The organism is Pseudokineococcus sp. 5B2Z-1 (assembly GCF_037482305.1).
Taxonomy (GTDB): Bacteria; Actinomycetota; Actinomycetes; order Actinomycetales; family Quadrisphaeraceae; genus Pseudokineococcus.
In genome coordinates, this window is record NZ_JBBHZG010000001.1 from 506,988 (window position 1) to 523,740 (window position 16,753).

At 75.0% G+C, this 16,753-nt stretch carries 9 protein-coding genes; 1 reads left to right on the forward strand and 8 read right to left on the reverse strand.

Features of this window, described 5'->3' with window-relative positions:
* Nucleotides 1-19: 19 nt before the first annotated feature.
* The 8 genes from WDV85_RS02175 to WDV85_RS02210 form a co-directional block, all read right to left on the reverse strand.
* Nucleotides 20-1,552: a sugar ABC transporter ATP-binding protein gene (locus WDV85_RS02175; RefSeq protein WP_339569047.1), complete on the reverse strand. Its 1,533-nt coding sequence runs from the start codon at nt 1,550-1,552 to the stop codon at nt 20-22.
* Nucleotides 1,553-1,651: 99 nt separating this feature from the next.
* Nucleotides 1,652-2,698 (reverse strand): autoinducer 2 ABC transporter substrate-binding protein, encoded by a 1,047-nt coding sequence (locus WDV85_RS02180; protein WP_339569048.1) that lies wholly within the window; start codon nt 2,696-2,698, stop codon nt 1,652-1,654.
* A 170-nt stretch (nt 2,699-2,868) separates the two neighbouring features.
* The gene (locus tag WDV85_RS02185) at nt 2,869-3,900 is read right to left on the reverse strand and encodes a LacI family DNA-binding transcriptional regulator (protein WP_339569049.1); all 1,032 of its coding nucleotides are present in this window, start codon (nt 3,898-3,900) and stop codon (nt 2,869-2,871) included.
* Nucleotides 3,901-4,036: 136 nt separating this feature from the next.
* Nucleotides 4,037-6,721, reverse strand: coding sequence for a rhamnogalacturonan lyase (locus WDV85_RS02190; protein WP_339569050.1), 2,685 nt, complete (start codon nt 6,719-6,721; stop codon nt 4,037-4,039).
* 120 nt (nt 6,722-6,841) lie between these two features.
* Entirely contained in the window at nt 6,842-7,513 is a 672-nt protein-coding gene (locus WDV85_RS02195) for a hypothetical protein (protein ID WP_339569051.1), read from the reverse strand.
* Nucleotides 7,513-8,451, reverse strand: coding sequence for a carbohydrate ABC transporter permease (locus WDV85_RS02200; protein ID WP_339569052.1), 939 nt, complete (start codon nt 8,449-8,451; stop codon nt 7,513-7,515). The genes WDV85_RS02195 and WDV85_RS02200 overlap by 1 nt, the downstream gene beginning before the upstream one ends.
* Complete coding sequence (locus WDV85_RS02205; protein ID WP_339569053.1) at nt 8,448-9,398, reverse strand: carbohydrate ABC transporter permease; 951 nt, start codon at nt 9,396-9,398, stop codon at nt 8,448-8,450. The genes WDV85_RS02200 and WDV85_RS02205 overlap by 4 nt, the downstream gene beginning before the upstream one ends.
* 188 nt (nt 9,399-9,586) lie before the next feature.
* Nucleotides 9,587-10,879 (reverse strand): ABC transporter substrate-binding protein, encoded by a 1,293-nt coding sequence (locus WDV85_RS02210; RefSeq protein ID WP_339569054.1) that lies wholly within the window; start codon nt 10,877-10,879, stop codon nt 9,587-9,589.
* A 292-nt stretch (nt 10,880-11,171) separates the two neighbouring features.
* Here WDV85_RS02210 and WDV85_RS02215 point away from each other — a divergent pair, with 292 nt between their 5' ends.
* Nucleotides 11,172-16,646 (forward strand): rhamnogalacturonan lyase family protein, encoded by a 5,475-nt coding sequence (locus WDV85_RS02215; RefSeq protein ID WP_339569055.1) that lies wholly within the window; start codon nt 11,172-11,174, stop codon nt 16,644-16,646.
* Nucleotides 16,647-16,753 lie beyond the last annotated feature (107 nt).

Sequence of the window (16,753 nt, forward strand, 5' to 3'; positions counted from 1 at the left end):
GGCGCGGGCGCGGCGGCGCTCACGCCGCCGCCCCCGCGGTCTCGCCGGCCGCGGCGGCGAGGACGTCGGCCTGCGACGCCCCGGGGCCGAAGCCGGCCACGGCGCGTCCGGCCCGCAGGACGACGAGGCGGTCCGACAGGCGGATCGCCTCGCCGAGGTCGGTCGTGACGACGAGCACGGCGGATCCCTCCTCGGCGATGCCGCGGACGATGCGGTGGATCTCCTCCTTGGCCCCCACGTCGACGCCCTGCGTCGGCTCGGCGAGCACGAGGACGCGGGGACGCTCGACGAGCTGACGGGCGAGGACGACCTTCTGGGCGTTGCCCCCCGACATCGCCGAGATGGCCGTCCGCTCGTCCGGCGTCTTGACGGAGAGGCGGTCGATGGCCTCCCGGGCGACCCGGCGCTCGCGCGCCCGGTCCACCCAGACCCCCGCGCGGGACAGCAGCGGCAGGTTGCCCGCGGCGATGTTGAAGGCGATGGACTGGAAGGAGAACGAGCCCTGGAGCTTGCGGTCGGGCGGCACGAGGCCGATGCCGAGGGCGCGCGCGTGGCGGGGCGAGCGCGGCTGCACCGGCTCGCCGTCGACGAGGACGCGACCGGCGGTGGGGCGGCGGACGCCGTAGACGACCTCCGCCACCTCCGCCGCACCGCACCCCACGAGGCCGTAGAGGGTGAGGACCTCCCCCGGGCGCACGGCCAGGTCGAGGTCGGTCAGCCGCTCCCCCGCCGACAGCCCCTCGAGCCGCAGCAGCGGCGGGGCGTCCGGCACGTCCGAGCGCCCCGTCGCCTCGACGGGGACGCCGCCGACCATGAGCTCGACGAGCCGCCGGACGGTGAGCTCCTCGATGGCGTAGCTGCCCACGGTCTCGCCGTCGCGCATCACCGTCACCTCGGAGGCGATGGTGAAGAGCTCGTCGAGCCGGTGGCTGATGTAGACGACGGAGACGCCGGTCGCGACGAGCCGGCGCACCACGGTGAAGAGCACCTCGATCTCGGCGTCGGTGAGGATGGCCGACGGCTCGTCGAGGACGAGGATGCGCGCCTCCCCGCCGAGCGCCTTGGCGATCGAGACCTGCTGCCGCTCCGCGATGGACAGCTCGCGGACCGGCGAGGTGGCGTACGACGTCGGCAGGCCGATGAGCTCGAGCAGCTCGACGACGCGGGCGTTCTGCGCGGCCCAGTCGACCCGCCCGCGCCGCCGGACCTCACGGCCGAGGAAGACGTTCTCCGCCACCGTGAGGTCCGGGAAGAGCTGCGGCTCCTGGTACACCGTGGCGACGCCGAGGTCGATGGCGCCGGCCGTGCTGCCGACGGCCGCGCGCCGGCCGTCGACGCGGACCTCCCCGGTGTCGGGCTGCTCCGCGCCGGCGAGGATCTTGATCATCGTCGACTTGCCGGCGCCGTTCTCGCCCACGAGGGCGTGGACGGTGCCCGCCCGCACCCGCAGCTCCCCGGAGCGGACGGCGCGCACGGCCCCGAAGCTCTTGGAGATGCCGGTCATCTCGAGCCGGTACGGCTCCTGCCCCTGCGGGACGTGCGCGTCCGCCACGTCGCTCCCTCGCGCGTCGTCGCCCCGGTCGCCCCGGGGCCGTCGGTGGTGCTGCCGGTGGTGCTGCCGGTGGTGCTGCCGTGCTGCGGTCGCCCGACGTCAGTAGTCGTAGTCGCCGGCGTTGTCGGCCGTGATGCGCAGCGGCGGACCGAGGAGCAGCGTCTTCGTGGCGTCGTCGTAGGTGACGTCGGGGTAGGTGTCCGTCACGGCCGAGAGGTCGTCGAAGCCCTCGCCCGCGGCCAGCTGCGTGCCGGCGTAGGCGGTGAGGTACCCGAGCGCCTCGACGTCCCAGAGGATCGCCGCCGAGGAGGACCCGTCCTCGAGGTACGGGAGCATCGCCTGGGGCGTGCCGAGGCCCACGGTGGAGACCTCGCCGATCCGTCCGGCGTCGCGCACGGCCTGCGCCACGCCCGGGGCCGACGACGTGCACTCGCCGACGAGCCCCGTGAGGTCGGGGTTGGCGTTCATGAGGTCGGTGGCGAGCTGGGTGGCCCGGGCCTGGTCCTCGCCGGCGTAGACGACGTCGACGATCTCCGCGTCGGGGTAGGCCTCGGCGGTGTAGCTGCGCTGGACCTCGATCCAGGAGTTGAGGTTCTGCGCGGTCTCGCCGCAGGAGACGATCGCGTACTTGCCGGAGCCGCCCATGGCCTCCATGAGGGCGTCGGTGAGGCCCTCGCCGATGCCCTGCGTCGAGGCCTGCTCGACGAAGACCTGGCGGACGCTGTCCGGGGCGTCGGTGTCCGACGTCGCGACGGCGATGCCCGCGTCGGCGGCCTGCTGGAGCAGCGGCGAGATCGAGTCCGGGTCGTTCGGCGCCACGACGAGGGCGTCGACGCCCTGCTGGACGAAGGAGCGCACGACGTCGGACTGCGCCGCGGCGTCGGCCTCGACGGGGCCCTGGTAGAGCCACTCGCAGCCGATCTCCTCGCAGGCGGCCTGGCCACCCGTGTTCATCGCCTCGAAGTACGGCACGCCCTGCAGCTTGGGCACGAAGGCGACCGAGGGGACGTCGCCGCCCCCGCCGCCGCTGCCCCCCGAGGCGCCGCCGTCGCCGGCCGGGGCGGAGCCTCCGGAACCGGTGCCGCAGGCGGAGACGCTGAGGGCGAGGGCCGCGAGGACCGCGGCGGTGCTGACGTGTCGCTTCATGGCTGCGCCACTCCTTCGTCGGCGGGGACCCGAGCGGTCGACGATCGCGATGGATCGTTTCATCGGGTGGCCGGACGCTAGACGCCCGTGGACGCGCGGGTCAAGGGGCCGTGCGCTCCGTGATCGCACCGTCACCGCGGCGCGGCGGGAGCGCCGGCCGGGCCGGTGCGTCAGCCCGCCACCCCGGAGGGCCGTCGGGACGCGGTCGACGCGCGGACGACGAGCTCGGGGCTGTAGACGACCTGCTCACCGGGCGCGACGCCGGCCCCGGTCCGACGCCCCGCCACCTGCTCGAGCAGGAGCCGGACGGCGGTGCGGCCGAGCAGCTCCCGCGGCTGGCGCACCGAGGTCAGGGCCACGGTCGTCGTGGCGGCGAAGCTGATGTCGTCGTAGCCGACGAGAGCCAGCTCGTCGGGCACCCCGACCCCTCGGCGCAGGCACTCGTTGAGCACGCCGATGGCCAGGAGGTCGTTGGCGCAGAAGAGGGCCGTCGGCCGCTCCCCGGGGGGCAGCCCCAGGACCTGGGCGGCCGCCTGGGAGCCGGCGCGCACCGACGTCCCGGCGCTCTCGACGACGAGGACCTCGGCGTCCCCGGCCACCTGGCGCAGGCCGCGCAGGCGCTCGTCCACCTGGCGCAGGCCGAGCGGACCACCCACGAAGCCGATCCGGCGGTGCCCCAGCGCGAGGAGGTGCTCGCCGGCGAGAGCGCCGCCGCGGACGTCGTCGACCGCCACGGCGGACTGGTCGGGGTCGGGGGTGCCGCGGTCGAGCAGGACGACGGGGGTGCCCCGACGGCGGACCTCCGCCTGAGCCGCGCCGGGCGCGTTCTGCACCGGGCTCAGCAGGACCCCCAGGACGCGCTGCTGCTCGAGCCGGAGCAGGTGCCGGGCCTCGCGCTCGGCGGACCCGGCGCTGCTGCAGACGATGACGAGGTCGTCGCGCTCCTCGGCCGCGGCCTCGGCGCCGGCGACCACGTCCGCGAAGAAGGGGTTGGCGACGTCGAGGACGACGACGGCGATGGTGCGGCTCGAGCCCGCGCGCAGCTGGCGCGCGGACTCGTTGCGCACGAAGCCGAGCTCGGCGATGGCCTTCTCGACGCGCTCGCGCAGGAGCGGGCTGACGCCGTCGGGGCGGTTGAGCACGTTGCTCACCGTCCCGACGGACACCCCCGCCGCCCGTGCGACGTCCTTGACGCTCGCCATCTGCCCCTCCCGGCCCCCGCTCCGCCGGCCCGCGCCCCTCGGGGGCGCGCCGGCCCGACCCGGGCCGCGGGCCCGGCCGCCGACGCTACCGGCGGCCGGGCGCGGGGGTGCGGCGCCGGGCGCCGCGGCGGGGACCTCAGCCGCGCGGCGCACCGTCGAGGAGCCCGGCCGCGACGCGCGCCTGGAAGCCGAGGACGCTCGCGGCGTCCTCGCTCGCGCCCGCCCCCGCCCCGGGTCGCTGCAGCACCGCCGCGAAGCGGTCGAGCGCCCGGGCGGCCGCCGCGGCCCGGCCGCCGGCGTCGTGCCGCTGCGCCTGCTCGAGCGCCGCGCCCAGCCGGCGGGCCGTGGAGCCGGTGACCTCGCCGCTCGCCACCTCGCCCGCGAGCACGTCGGCGAGCGCGTCGAGCGCCCCCGGCGCCCGCAGGTCGGCCACGGGCACGTCGGCCGGGTCGGTCCCCGACCCCAGGTGCCAGCCCGGGTAGGACGGCTGGTTGTAGCTCGTCTGCTGGCGGGCCACCTCGGCGCGGTACTGCGGGTCGTGCATGAGGGTCGGGACCTCGCGGTCGGTCACCTCGGTGCTGAGGAACATCCGGACCGCCGTGCTGTCCTCGGTGCGCAGGAGGAGCTCCTCGCGCCAGTCGCCCACGACGTCGGCGACGAGCCCGGCGTTGCCCTTGGTCCCGTTGTTCGTCAGCGTGCCGTCGGCCTCGAGGAGCACGCCGCGGCGGGCGTCGACCACCGTCGGCGTCGCGTCCCCCGAGCCCTCGAGGACCTGCGTCGTCATGTCGGCGGCCCACCGGATGCTCTGGTTCGTCCCCAGCGGGCGGGGGCCCTGCACGGGCGCCCCCTGGGCGGTGAAGATCGTCCCGGCCGGCTGGCCGGGCATGGACGCCCACATCTCCAGGCCCGGCTGCTCGGGCAGGACGTCGCCGACCATCCCCCGGCCGGTGTCGCGCCCGGAGTACTCGCCGGCGAGGACCTCGCCGGTCGCCGCGTCGCGCAGCGCCCAGCCGTAGGGGGCGTAGGCGCCGCCCTCGTGCACGGAGAAGATCTCGAGGCCCGGTCGCGTCGGGTCGATGTCGGTGACGTGCATGGCGTCGCCGTGCCCCAGCTTGGCGAGCGCCCCGGGGTCGGCGCTGCCCTCCGGCAGCTCGTCGTAGGAGCTGTAGAGCAGGCTGCCGTCGTCGTCGAGCGTCGCGGAGCCGTAGACGACCTCGTGCCGGCCGTCGCCGTCGACGTCGGCGGCCGACAGGGAGTGGAAGCCCTGCGTCGTGAGGCGGCCCCACTCCGGGCTGGTGCCCTCCGTCCCGTGCGGACCGGCGTCGAAGGGGTTGGCCATCGGCGTCCAGCCGCTGTCGGCGGTCCAGCGGGTCGTGAGGGACTCCCCGTCCCAGTCCACGGCCGCGACGACGGCGCGCGTGTAGTAGCCGCGGCCGAGGACGGCCGACGGGCGGTCGCCGTCGAGGTAGGCGATGCCCGAGAGGAACCGGTCGACGCGGTTGCCCGGCTCGATGCGGGACATGGCGTAGTCGCCCCACATGAGCCCGTCGTCGTGGCGGCCGGGCTCGTAGCGGACGGTGTCGAGCTCCTCGCCCGTCGCCGCGTCGAAGGCGGTGAGGTACTCGGGCCCCGTGAGGACGAAGCCCTCGAAGGTGCGCAGGTCGTTGCGGCCGCTGCGCGCCGGCGCGTAGACGTCGATGAAGTGGTCGACGAGGGCCTCCGCGTCCTCCCGCGACAGCGGGTAGGGGGCGGGCTCGCCCTCGACGCCGAGGGCCTCCTCGACCGTCGCGGGCCAGCGGCCGGCGACGACCTCGGGGTGGGTGTCCCAGCCCTGGAAGACGTCGGCGAGGTGCGACGCGTACTGCTCGGCCGACATCCGCAGGTCGTCGTCGTGCGACCACCCGGCGGCGAGGTCCTCCTCCGGCATGGTGACGAACCGCTCGCCCACGGGCTGTCCGTCACGGTAGGTGGTGCTGCGCGTGCCGGGCGCCGTCTTGACGAGGAGCTCCGCCCGCCCGTCGCCGTCGAGGTCGTAGACGAGCGGCTGGGCGTAGTGCGCGCCCGAGCGGATGTTGACGCCGAGGTCGACGCGGGCGAGCAGCGTGCCGTCCATCCGGTAGGTGTCGAGCATCGTCGGGCCGGTGTAGCCCTTCTGCGACACGTCCTTCGCGTTCGACGGGTACCAGGTGACCATGAGCTCGTACTGCCCGTCGCCGTCGACGTCGCCGACGCTGAGGTCGTTGGCCGAGTACGTGTACGCCTCGCCAGCGGGCGTGGTGCCGCCGTCGGGCTTGCGCAGCGGGACGTCGAGGACGGCCTCGCCCCACGGCGTCGCCTCCGCCCCGCGGTCCACGGGACGCCCGTCGACGACGGCGGTGACGCGGTAGGTCGCGTCGGCCAAGCCCGCCGCGTCGAGGTAGTTGGTGCTGCCGGAGACGACGCCGAGCAGCTCGCCGTCGCGGTGCACTTGGAAGTCGACCTCCTGGGTCCCCCCGGCGGCGCGGGCCTCGGGGGCGAGGAGCCGCCAGGACAGGAAGACGCCGTCGTCCGTGACGGCGGCGACGAGGCCGCGGTCGAGCAGCTCCAGCTGCGGGCGGGCCTGGGCCGCGTCGGCGGTGGGCGCGGCGGCGGGGGCGGACGGGGCGGAGCCGGGGACGGCGAGCGCCGGCGAGGCGCCGAGCGCCAGGGTCGCGGCGGCGGCCACGGCGAGGGTCCGCCGACGCCGGCGGCCGGGGGCGGTGCGCTTCGGGACGGTGCGCTTCGGGACGGTGCGCTGGTGGACGGGGCGCTGCGGGACGGGGGCGGTGTGCAGGTCGCTCATCGTCGAGCCTCCAGAGGGGTCGCGGTCCGGTCACGTGCAGGTCGTGCTCAGTCACCGTGGGTGACGGTCGGTGGGCGCAGGCCCGCCCCGTGGGTGAGGACGGGCGGGCGGGTGCGGCGGTCAGGCGTCGTCGGTCGCGGCTCGCCCGCCGGCCGCGGGCCGCGTCTCGACCGCGACGGCCGCCAGGACGACGAGGCCGCCGACGACGAGGGCCAGCGGCAGCAGCATCCACACGAGGAGCGCGGCGAGGCCGAGGGCGAGCAGCACGAGCAGCGACCCGGCGAGGTCGTCGAGGCTCCGGTCGGCGGCGCGGCGCACCAGCGGACCCCAGGCCTCCCCCGGCGACCAGGTGGCCGCCGCCCGCAGGAGGACGACGAGCACGACGGCGCCGGCCGCGAGCGCGGCGAGGGCGGGCGCGGGGGGCCCGCTCGGGCTCAGCAGGACGACGGACAGGTCGACGAGGAGCACGAGCACGAGGCCGCCGGCGATCAACGAGGCCCCCCACGGACGGCGTCCCGCCGCCCGGAGGCGGCCGGTGAGGGCGCGCAGCCCGTCGGCCTCGCCGCGGACGTGGGCGCGCAGGTGCAGCGCGCCCGCCGCCACGGCCGGCAGGGCCGTCACCAGCGGCAGCACCGCGAGGGCGACCACGACGCCGACGACGACGACCTCGCCGAGCAGGGCCAGCGAGGGCCCGACGCCGCGCGGGGCGTCGGGGGCCGTCGAGCGGCGCCCCACCGGCGCAGCCCCCTGCCCGAGGCCGGGCTCGCGGTGCCGCTGCCGGAGGGGGGCCATCAGCCCTTCAACCCCTGCGTGGCCACGCCCGCGACGATGTAGCGCTGGAAGACGAGGAAGAAGATCAGCACGGGCACGAGCGCGAGCACGGCCATGGCGATCTGGGCGCCGAAGTTCGACGTCCCCGTCGTCTGGTCGACGTACAGCCGCAGCGCGATGGGCAGCGAGTAGAGGTTCGGGTCCTTGAGGTACAGGAGCGGGCCGAGGAAGTCGTTCCAGGACCAGATGAAGGCGAAGATCGAGCTCGTCACGAGCGCCGGCTTCATCAGCGGCAGCATGATCGAGCGGAAGATCCGCACGTGCCCGGCGCCGTCGATCCGCGCCGCCTCGTCGAGCTCGCGCGGCAGGTTGCGCATGAACTGGACCATGAGGAAGACGAAGAACGCCTCGGCGGCGAGGAACTTGCCCAGCAGCAGCGGCCAGAAGGTGTTCACCAGGCCGAGGTTGTTGAAGACGATGTACTGCGGGATGAGGATGACGTGCACCGGCAGCAGCAGGGTGGCGATCATCAGCGAGAACCACAGCGCGCGGCCGCGGAAGTCGATGCGCGCCAGCGCGTACGCCGTCACGGCGCTCGAGGCGGCGATGCCGACGACCGAGCCGACGGCGAGGATCGTCGAGTTGGCGAAGAAGGTCCAGAAGCTGACCCCGCCGATGCCGCTGAAGGCGCTCGCGTAGTTCTCGAGCGTCACGGCCGAGGGGATGATGCTGACGTTGCCGACGATCTCGGTGCTCGGCCGGAAGGAGGAGACCACCATCCAGACGGCCGGGTAGAGGATGACGACCACGAGCGCGAGCGTGATCGCGTGGAAGACCACCGCGCGGCGCCTGTCGCGCCCGCGGCGGCGACGACGACGCTCCCGCTCGTGGTCCGAGGGCATCACCGCCTCCGCCGCGGCGGCGGGGAGCGGCGTCGAGCTCATCTGCGTCTCGGTCATCGCGTCTCCCCGCTGTAGTGGACCCAGGACCTCGACGTCTTGAAGAAGACCAGGGTGATGGCGCCGACGACGAGCACGAGCAGCCAGGCCATGGCCGAGGCGTAGCCCATCTGGAAGTCGCCGAAGCCGCGGATGTAGAGGTAGAGCGTGTAGAAGAGCGTCGAGTTCGCCGGCCCGCCCGTGCCGTTGGAGATGATGAAGGCCGAGGCGAAGACCTGGAAGGCGTTGATCGTCTCCAGGAGCAGGTTGAAGAAGATGACCGGCGAGAGCATGGGCAGCGTGATGGACAGGAAGCGCCGCACGGGCCCCGCGCCGTCCACCGACGCCGCCTCGTAGAGCTCGGCCGGCACCTGCTTGAGGCCGGCCAGGAAGATCACCATGGGGGCGCCGAACTGCCACACGGTGAGCAGGATGAACATCGGCAGCGTGCGGGAGGGGTCCCCCACCCAGCCGCCGGCCTCGAGGCCGACCCCCTGGCCGATCCGGTCGACGATGCCGCCGTCGATGAAGATGGCGCGCCACACGATGGCGATGGAGACGCTCGCGCCGACGAGCGAGGGCAGGTAGAAGGCCGACCGGTAGAAGCCCTTGGCGCCCAGCGCCATGTTGAGGAGCATCGCGACGGCGAGCGACGCCGCCAGCTTGACCGGGACGCCGATGACGGCGAAGAGCGTCGTCACCTGCACCGAGTCGAGGAACCGCGGGTCGGCGAACAGCCGCTGGTAGTTCTCCAGGCCCACCCAGCTCGGCGCGTTGAAGAGGTCGTAGCGGGTGAAGGACAGGTAGAGCGAGGCCAGCATCGGCCCGACCGTGAGCAGGAAGAAGCCCAGGAGCCACGGCGTGAGGAAGGCGTAGCCGGCGAGGTCCTCGCCGCGGCGCCGCCGGGAGGACCGCCGTCGGGGCGCCTCCGCGAGGGGCCGCTGGGCGGCCCGGGTGGTCGTCGTCATCGACCCTCCCCTTCGAGCGTCGGTCGTGTGGCGGGGGGGGGGGGGGGGGGGGGGNCGCCGTCGGGGCGCCTCCGCGAGGGGCCGCTGGGCGGCCCGGGTGGTCGTCGTCATCGACCCTCCCCTTCGAGCGTCGGTCGTGTGGCGGGCCGCCGGGCGCTCGCGCGCGCCCGGCGGCCGACCCGGTCGGTCTACTGGTTGTCGGCGAGGGTCTGCTGCGCCTCGCCGTACCACTGCTCGGCGGCCTCGTCGACGGAGAGGGTGCCGTAGTTGAGGTTCTCGTTGATCTCGAGGAAGCGGGCCTCGAGCGTGCCGAAGCCGCGCACGGGCGGCGGGGGCGAGTCCTGCAGCAGGGGCTCGATGGACTCCTCGTACTCGGCCACCTGGGCGTCGACCCCCTCGAGCTCCATCGCGTCGCGCTGGTAGCTCGACGCGCGCAGGCCCTGCGACGTGCCGAACGCCTCGCCCGCCGCGGGGTCGTTGACGAGGTAGTCGACGAGCGCGGCCGCCTCCGCCGGGTGCTCGGTGTTCGCCCCGATGCTGTAGAGCATCGACGGCTTGAGGAAGAGCCCCGGGTCCGCGGGATCGTCCGAGGGGATGGGCTGGAGCGAGTGCTCGCCGTCGGGGTTGTTGGCCACGTAGCCGGCGAGGAAGTTGTCCCAGCTCTGCTCCGTGGTGGTCTCCCCGGCGTCGAAGATCGACAGCGGCGTGAGCTGGTTCACGCGCTCGGGCGAGATGAAGCCCCCGCCGCCGCGCAGGTCCTCCACGGAGCCCCACCACTCGGCGACGTCGTCCTGGGTGAAGCCCAGCTCGCCGTCCTCCGTGAAGGGCTCGATGCCCTGCTGGTTGAGCCAGTGGATGAAGATCCAGAAGATGCCGGTGTAGTCGCCCGAGCCGAACAGCGCCTGACCCTCGGCGTCCGTGGCGCCGGCGGCCGCGACCGCGGCGACGTAGTCGTTGTACTCGTCCCAGGTGGGCCGCTCCGGCGCCGGGACGCCCGTGGCCTCGACGGCCGCGGCGTCCGTGAAGAGCGCGAAGGCGTTCGTGCCGACCGGGACGCCGACCTGGGCCCCGTCGACCTGGCCGGACGGGATGAGGCTGTCCGACATCCCCGACAGGTCGATCGCCTCGTCGCCGGAGAGCGTGCTCACGTCGAGGAGCTGCCCGTTGGCGCCGAACTCCCGCAGGTAGGACAGGTCCATGAGCATGACGTCCGGCAGGCTCCGGCCGGCCGCCTCGGTGGCCCGGGCGGGCCAGTAGCTGGGGTAGTCGACGAAGGTCTCCTGGACGGTGACGCCCGGGTTGGCCTCCTCGTAGGCGCGCAGGGCCTGGTCGTAGCGCTGGGCGCGGTCGTCGTTGCCCCAGAAGGTCATGACGAGCGAGACGTCACCGCCCTCGGCGCCGTCCCCGGAACCGGAGCCGGAGCCGCCGCCGCAGCCGGCGGCCAGGAGCGCGGCCGTCGCGGTGACCGCGACGATCCTCATGCATCGTTTCATCACAAGAGCCTCTCTGCTCGGGTGGAAAGCGCCTTCCGACCGTAGGCGGTCGACGGCCCGTCCGTCAACACCCCGAGGGAGGAGCCGTGTCGACCCCCCGGACGGCGGCGGTGGCGGGCGCAGCGCGTCCGATCCACCCCGGTTCGCCCCTTGACAAAGGAAAGCGCTATCCCCTTCAGTCGGCGACGCCGGGCGCGCGCAGGACGCCCCCGGCCGCCCTCCCCGGCCGACGTGCCGGCGAGCGACCTGCTCTCGACGACGAGACCGAAGGTGTGGTGCCGTGCATCCGTCCCGACCCGGCGCGACCGCCCCCCGCACGGGGGCCCCGACCGCCGCCTCCTCCTCCGTCCGACGGCGGCGCAGCCGCGCCGTCGTCGCCGTCGCGACCGCCTCGGCGGTCGCCCTCCTCGGCGTCCCCGCCGCCGTCGCGGCGGACGACCCCGCCACGTGGTCGTTCGACCTGGGCACCGCCACCAGCCCCGTCGCGGAGGAGTGGACGGGCGTGCCGGAGTCGAACCGCTACTCGGCGGAGGTCGGCTACGGCATCGTGCCCGTGGAGGGCGCGGCGCCCGTCTCGCGCGACCGCGGGACGTCCTCGGCCGGGGCCGTGGCGCAGGACTTCGTGCTGGGCACCGCCTGGGGCTTCGCCCTCGACGTGCCCGACGGCGCCTACGACGTGCGCGTCCTCTCCGGCGACCTCCTGCCGGGCACCAGCACGACCCGCACCTCGATCTCCCTCGAGGGCGTCCCCGTCGGCAGCGTCTCGAGCCGCCAGGCCGTCTCGGAGCAGACGTGGCGCACCGTCGTCGAGGACGGGCAGCTCACGGTGGACGTCACCGGCGCGGGCGCCGGCGGCTACGTCAACGGCCTCCAGGTCACGGCCGTCGAGGCCGACCCCGACGACCCGGCGACGTCCCTGCTCCCCGCGCCGGAGGACCTGCGCACGGCGCGGGTCGCGGACGGCGCCGTGATGGTGCGCTGGGACGAGGTGCCCGGCTCCGCCGGCTACGTCCTCGAGCGGGGCGAGGCCGTCGACGGCCCCTGGGCCGAGGTGGCCCGCGTGCAGGGGCGCGACGTCTTCGCGACCGACGAGGGCGTCGACACCACGGCGGTGCACCACTACCGGGTCCGCGCCCTCGACGCCGACGGCGGCGCCTCCGCCGCCTCGGCGATGGCGGTGTCCTCGCTCACCACGCCCGCACCGGCCCTCGACGGGCCGCTCGTGCTCGACCTCGGCGGCGGCGCGCTCGCCGACGGCGCGGTCCGCGTGGACGCGTCCACCCCGTACACGGCTGAGCGGCGCTACGGCGTCGTCGACCCGCGCGAGGTCACGAGCACCGACCGGGGCGGCGACGACCCGCTGCGCGGGGACTCCCTCGACCTGGGGGCGACCGAGCTCGTCGTCGACCTGCCGCCCGGCGACTACACCGTCGACGTCGTGGCCGGGGACACCGGCGGGTCGAGCGAGGTCTCGCTCGAGGTCGAGGAGATGGCGAAGGTCCTCACGACCGCCCTGCCCCCCGGCGAGCTGCTCGAGATGTCCTTCGACATCGCCCTCGTGGACGGGCAGATGAACCTCGACCTCGGCGGGTCGGCCCCCCACCTGGCGGGCCTCACCATCACGCCGCAGGGCCCCCGGGAGGCGGCGGAGCAGCCCACCGCGTGGATCACGGGCGACTCGACCGTCCAGACGTACACCGACGACTACGCCCCGCAGGCCGGCTGGGGCCAGATGCTCGACCGGTACCTCACCGACGACGTCGACGTCGTCAACGCCGCGATCGGCGGGCGCAGCTCGAAGAACTTCATCAGCCAGGGCCGGCTCGACGAGGTGCTCCTCGACGTCCGCCCCGGCGACCACCTTCTCGTCCAGTTCGGGCACAACGACAACTCCTACGGGGTCGACGACCGGTACGCGGCCCCCGACGACTACGCCGAGTACCTGCGCACCTTCGTCGACGGCGCGCGCCAGCGCGGGGCGACCCCCGTGCTGGTGACGCCGGTGTCCCGGCGCAGCTACGCCGCGGACGGGACGGCGAACGTCTCCTTCCCCGCCTACGTCGAGGCCGCCGAGCGGCTCGCCGCGGAGACGGGGACCCCGCTCGTCGACCTGTCGGCGTCCAGCCGCGCCTACCTCACCGAGATCGGGCCCGAGCGCGCGAAGTCGGTCTTCCTCTGGGTGCCCGAGGGCGCGTACCCGAACCGGCCGGGCGGCACGCAGGACGACACGCACTTCCAGACCTACGGCGCCGTCCAGATGGCGCGCCTCGTTGCGGCCGACGTGGCGGAGCTCGACGTCCCGCTGGCGGACGAGGTCGTCGACGCCGAGCGGCCCGCCGAGGTGCCCGCCGCCCCGGCGGCCCCGGTCGCGAGCGGCGTGTCGAGCAGCGGCGCGGTGCTGACGTGGGAGCCCGTCGAGGGCGCCGACGTCTACCTCGTGCAGCGCAAGGACGCGGGCGCCGACGACGGCGCGTACGCGCTGGCGACGACGTCGACCGTGGGGCGCGCGAGCGTCGCCGGCCTCGACGAGGGCGCCTCCTACGACCTGCGCGTCGTGGCGGTCAACGGCCGCGGCGAGTCCGCGCCGTCGGCCCCCGTCCGCGTGACGACGCGCGCCGCCCTGGTGCGCCTCGACGTCCAGCTGTCCGGCAGCCCCGTCGCCGAGGGGTACGAGGCGGTCGACGAGACGACCCTCTACACGCCCGAGCGCGGCTACGGGTGGGTCTCCCTGGAGCCCGCGATCGGCGGGCGCGACCGCGGGACGGGCTACGACGACCCGCCGGACGACGTCGAGCGCGACTTCCTCCTGCCCTCGCCGGAGAACGAGCTGGCGGTCGACGTGCCGCGGGGCACGTACGCCGTGACGACCTACAACGGCGACTGGATCGGCACGAGCCGCTCCGAGGTCCAGCTCGAGGGCCGGGCCTACGGCTCCTCGAACGCCGGCCGCGGGTCGGTGTCGAAGAAGACCAGCCAGCCGGTCGACGTCGTCGACGGCCAGCTGAGCCTCGTCATGACGGGCTCGTCGTCCCGCCTCAACGGCGTCGAGGTGACGGCCCTCCTGCTGGCCCCGACCGCCCTGGCGGCCGGCGACGTCGCGGTGGACGGCACGGATGTGAGCGTGCCGCTCGCCTGGACGGCCGCACCGGACGCCGCCGGGTACCGCGTCTACCGCCAGGCGCCCGGCGCCGCGGCGGCCGACGCCCTCGGCGAGGTCGACGGCACCTCCTTCGTCGACACCACCGCCGACGTGGGCCTGGAGTACGCCTACCGCGTCGTCGCCCTCGACGCGGCGGGGACCGAGTCCGTGCCCAGCGAGGACGCGCTCGTGACGACGGTCGACGACGACGTGGCCACGGCGCCGGTGCCCACGGGCCTCGCCGCGACCGACCTCTCGGCGCGCGAGCTCACGCTCACGTGGGAGGGCTCGGCGGAGGCGCTGTACTACCTCGTCTACCGGGCCGAGGGCGCCGAGGGCGCCCCCGGCGCCGAGGACGGGCTCGTGCTCGTCGGCCGGACCGACGAGCCGCGGTACGCCGACGACGACGTGCTGACGACGGTCCCCTACCGGTACGCCGTCGCCGCCGTGAACGCCGGGGGCACCTCGGCGCGCTCGGAGGTCCTCGTCACCGAGGCGCCCACCCTGCTCGAGCGCCAGGCCGAGCGGCTCGACCGCTCCCCCGTGGCGGTCGCCGTCGACGGCGGCGTCCACGTCGGCTGGCGGATGCTCGGCCAGGACCCGGACGAGGTCGCCTTCCACGTCTACCGCGACGGGGAGCGCGTGACGGCCGAGGCGCTCACGAGCAGCACCTCCCTCGTCGACCCGGCCGGCGGCGCGGGCTCCACGTACCGGGTGAGCACCGTCCTCGACGGCGAGGAGCGCTGGGCGACGGAGGAGTTCGAGGTCTGGGACGACCAGACGCTCGACATCCCGCTCGACAAGCCCGCCGACGGGGTCGACGAGGCCGGCCAGCCCTACACCTACCGGGCGAACGACGCCTCGGTCGGCGACCTCGACGGCGACGGCGAGTACGAGGTGGTCCTCAAGTGGGACCCGTCGAACTCCAAGGACAACTCCCAGTCCGGCTACACCGGTCCCGTCTACGTGGACGCCTACGAGATGGACGGCACGCGCCTGTGGCGCGTCGACCTCGGCCGCAACGTCCGCGCCGGGGCGCACTACACGCAGTTCCAGGTCTTCGACTACGACGGCGACGGGCGCGCCGAGGTGGCGATGAGGACGGCCGACGCCACGGTCGACGGGCAGGGCGCCGTCATCGGCGACCCGACCGCCGACTTCCGGAGCTCGGGGGGCTACGTGCTCTCCGGCCCGGAGTTCCTCACCGTCTTCGACGGCGGGACCGGCGCCGCGGTCGACACCGTCGACTACGAGCCCCCGCGCGGCGACGTCGGCGACTGGGGCGACGGGTACGGCAACCGGGTGGACCGCTTCCTCGCCGCGACGGCCTACCTCGACGGCGAGCGCCCGAGCATGGTCTTCAGCCGCGGCTACTACACGCGCTCGGTCGTCGCGGCCTACGACTTCGACGGCACGGACCTCTCCCTGCGGTGGGTCTTCGACAGCGACGAGGCCGGCTCCCAGTACCGCGGCCAGGGCAACCACCAGATGTCCGTGGCCGACGTCGACGGCGACCAGAAGGACGAGCTGGTCTTCGGCTCGATGACGATCGACGACGACGGCGAAGCCCTCCACAACACGCGGCTCGGGCACGGCGACGCGCTGCACGTGGGCGACTTCGCGCCCGACCGGCCGGGGCTCGAGGTCTTCGCGGCCCACGAGGACATCCCGGCCTCGGGCGGGCGCGGCGCCACCTTCCGCGACGCGGCCACCGGCGAGGTCCTCTGGTCGGTCCCGGCGGACCGCGACACCGGCCGCGCCGCGATGGCCGACGTCGACCCCCGCACGACGGGCGCCGAGGGCTGGGCCGTCGGCGGCGACGCCGCGTGGGACTCCCCCGTCGGGCAGATGAGGTCGGCGGACGGCGAGCTGCTGTCCGAGCAGATCCCCGCGGCGAACTTCGTCACCTGGTGGGACGGCGACCTCCTGCGCGAGATCACGGACCACGACTACGACGCCGACCGCGGCGCCGGCGTCCCCACCATCAGCCGGTGGGACTGGGAGGCCCAGGAGGAGGTCGAGGTCTACCGGGCCGAGGGGACGCTGACGAACAACGGCACGAAGGGCACGCCCGCGCTGCAGGCCGACCTCTTCGGCGACTGGCGCGAGGAGGTCGTCACCCGGCTCGAGGACTCCTCCGCCCTGCGGGTGCACACCACGACGGACCCGACCGAGCACCGGCTTCGCACGCTGCAGTCGGACTCCCAGTACCGCCTGGCCGTGGCGTGGCAGAACACCGGCTACAACCAGCCGCCGCACCCCTCGTACTTCCTGGGGGCGGGCATGGAGGCGCCGCCGGCCCCCCGCCTGGCCCTCACGGGCGAGGACCCGGGGCCGGGCGAGCTCGTCGAGGTCGGGCCGCAGCTGCTCGTCACGGGCGACCTCACCGCCGGCGGGCGCGCCGACGTCGCCGTCAGCGGCTTCGCCCCGCGCGAGGCCGTGGACGTCGTCGTCGACGGCCGGCGGGTCGCGCGGGTGCGCACCGGCGAGGACGGCGCCGGGAGCGCGGCCGGGAAGGTGCACCCCCGGACCGGCGCCGGCGAGCAGGAGGTCGTGGCCACCGGCCGGGTCTCGGGGCTCACCGCCACGACGACGGTCGTCGTCCCCGGCGACTGATCGCGGCTCGGGGGGGGGGGGGGGGGGGGGGGGGGGGGGGGGGGGGGGGGGGGGGGGGGGGGGGGGGGGGGGGGGGGGGGGGGGGGGGGGGGGGGGGGGGGGGGGGG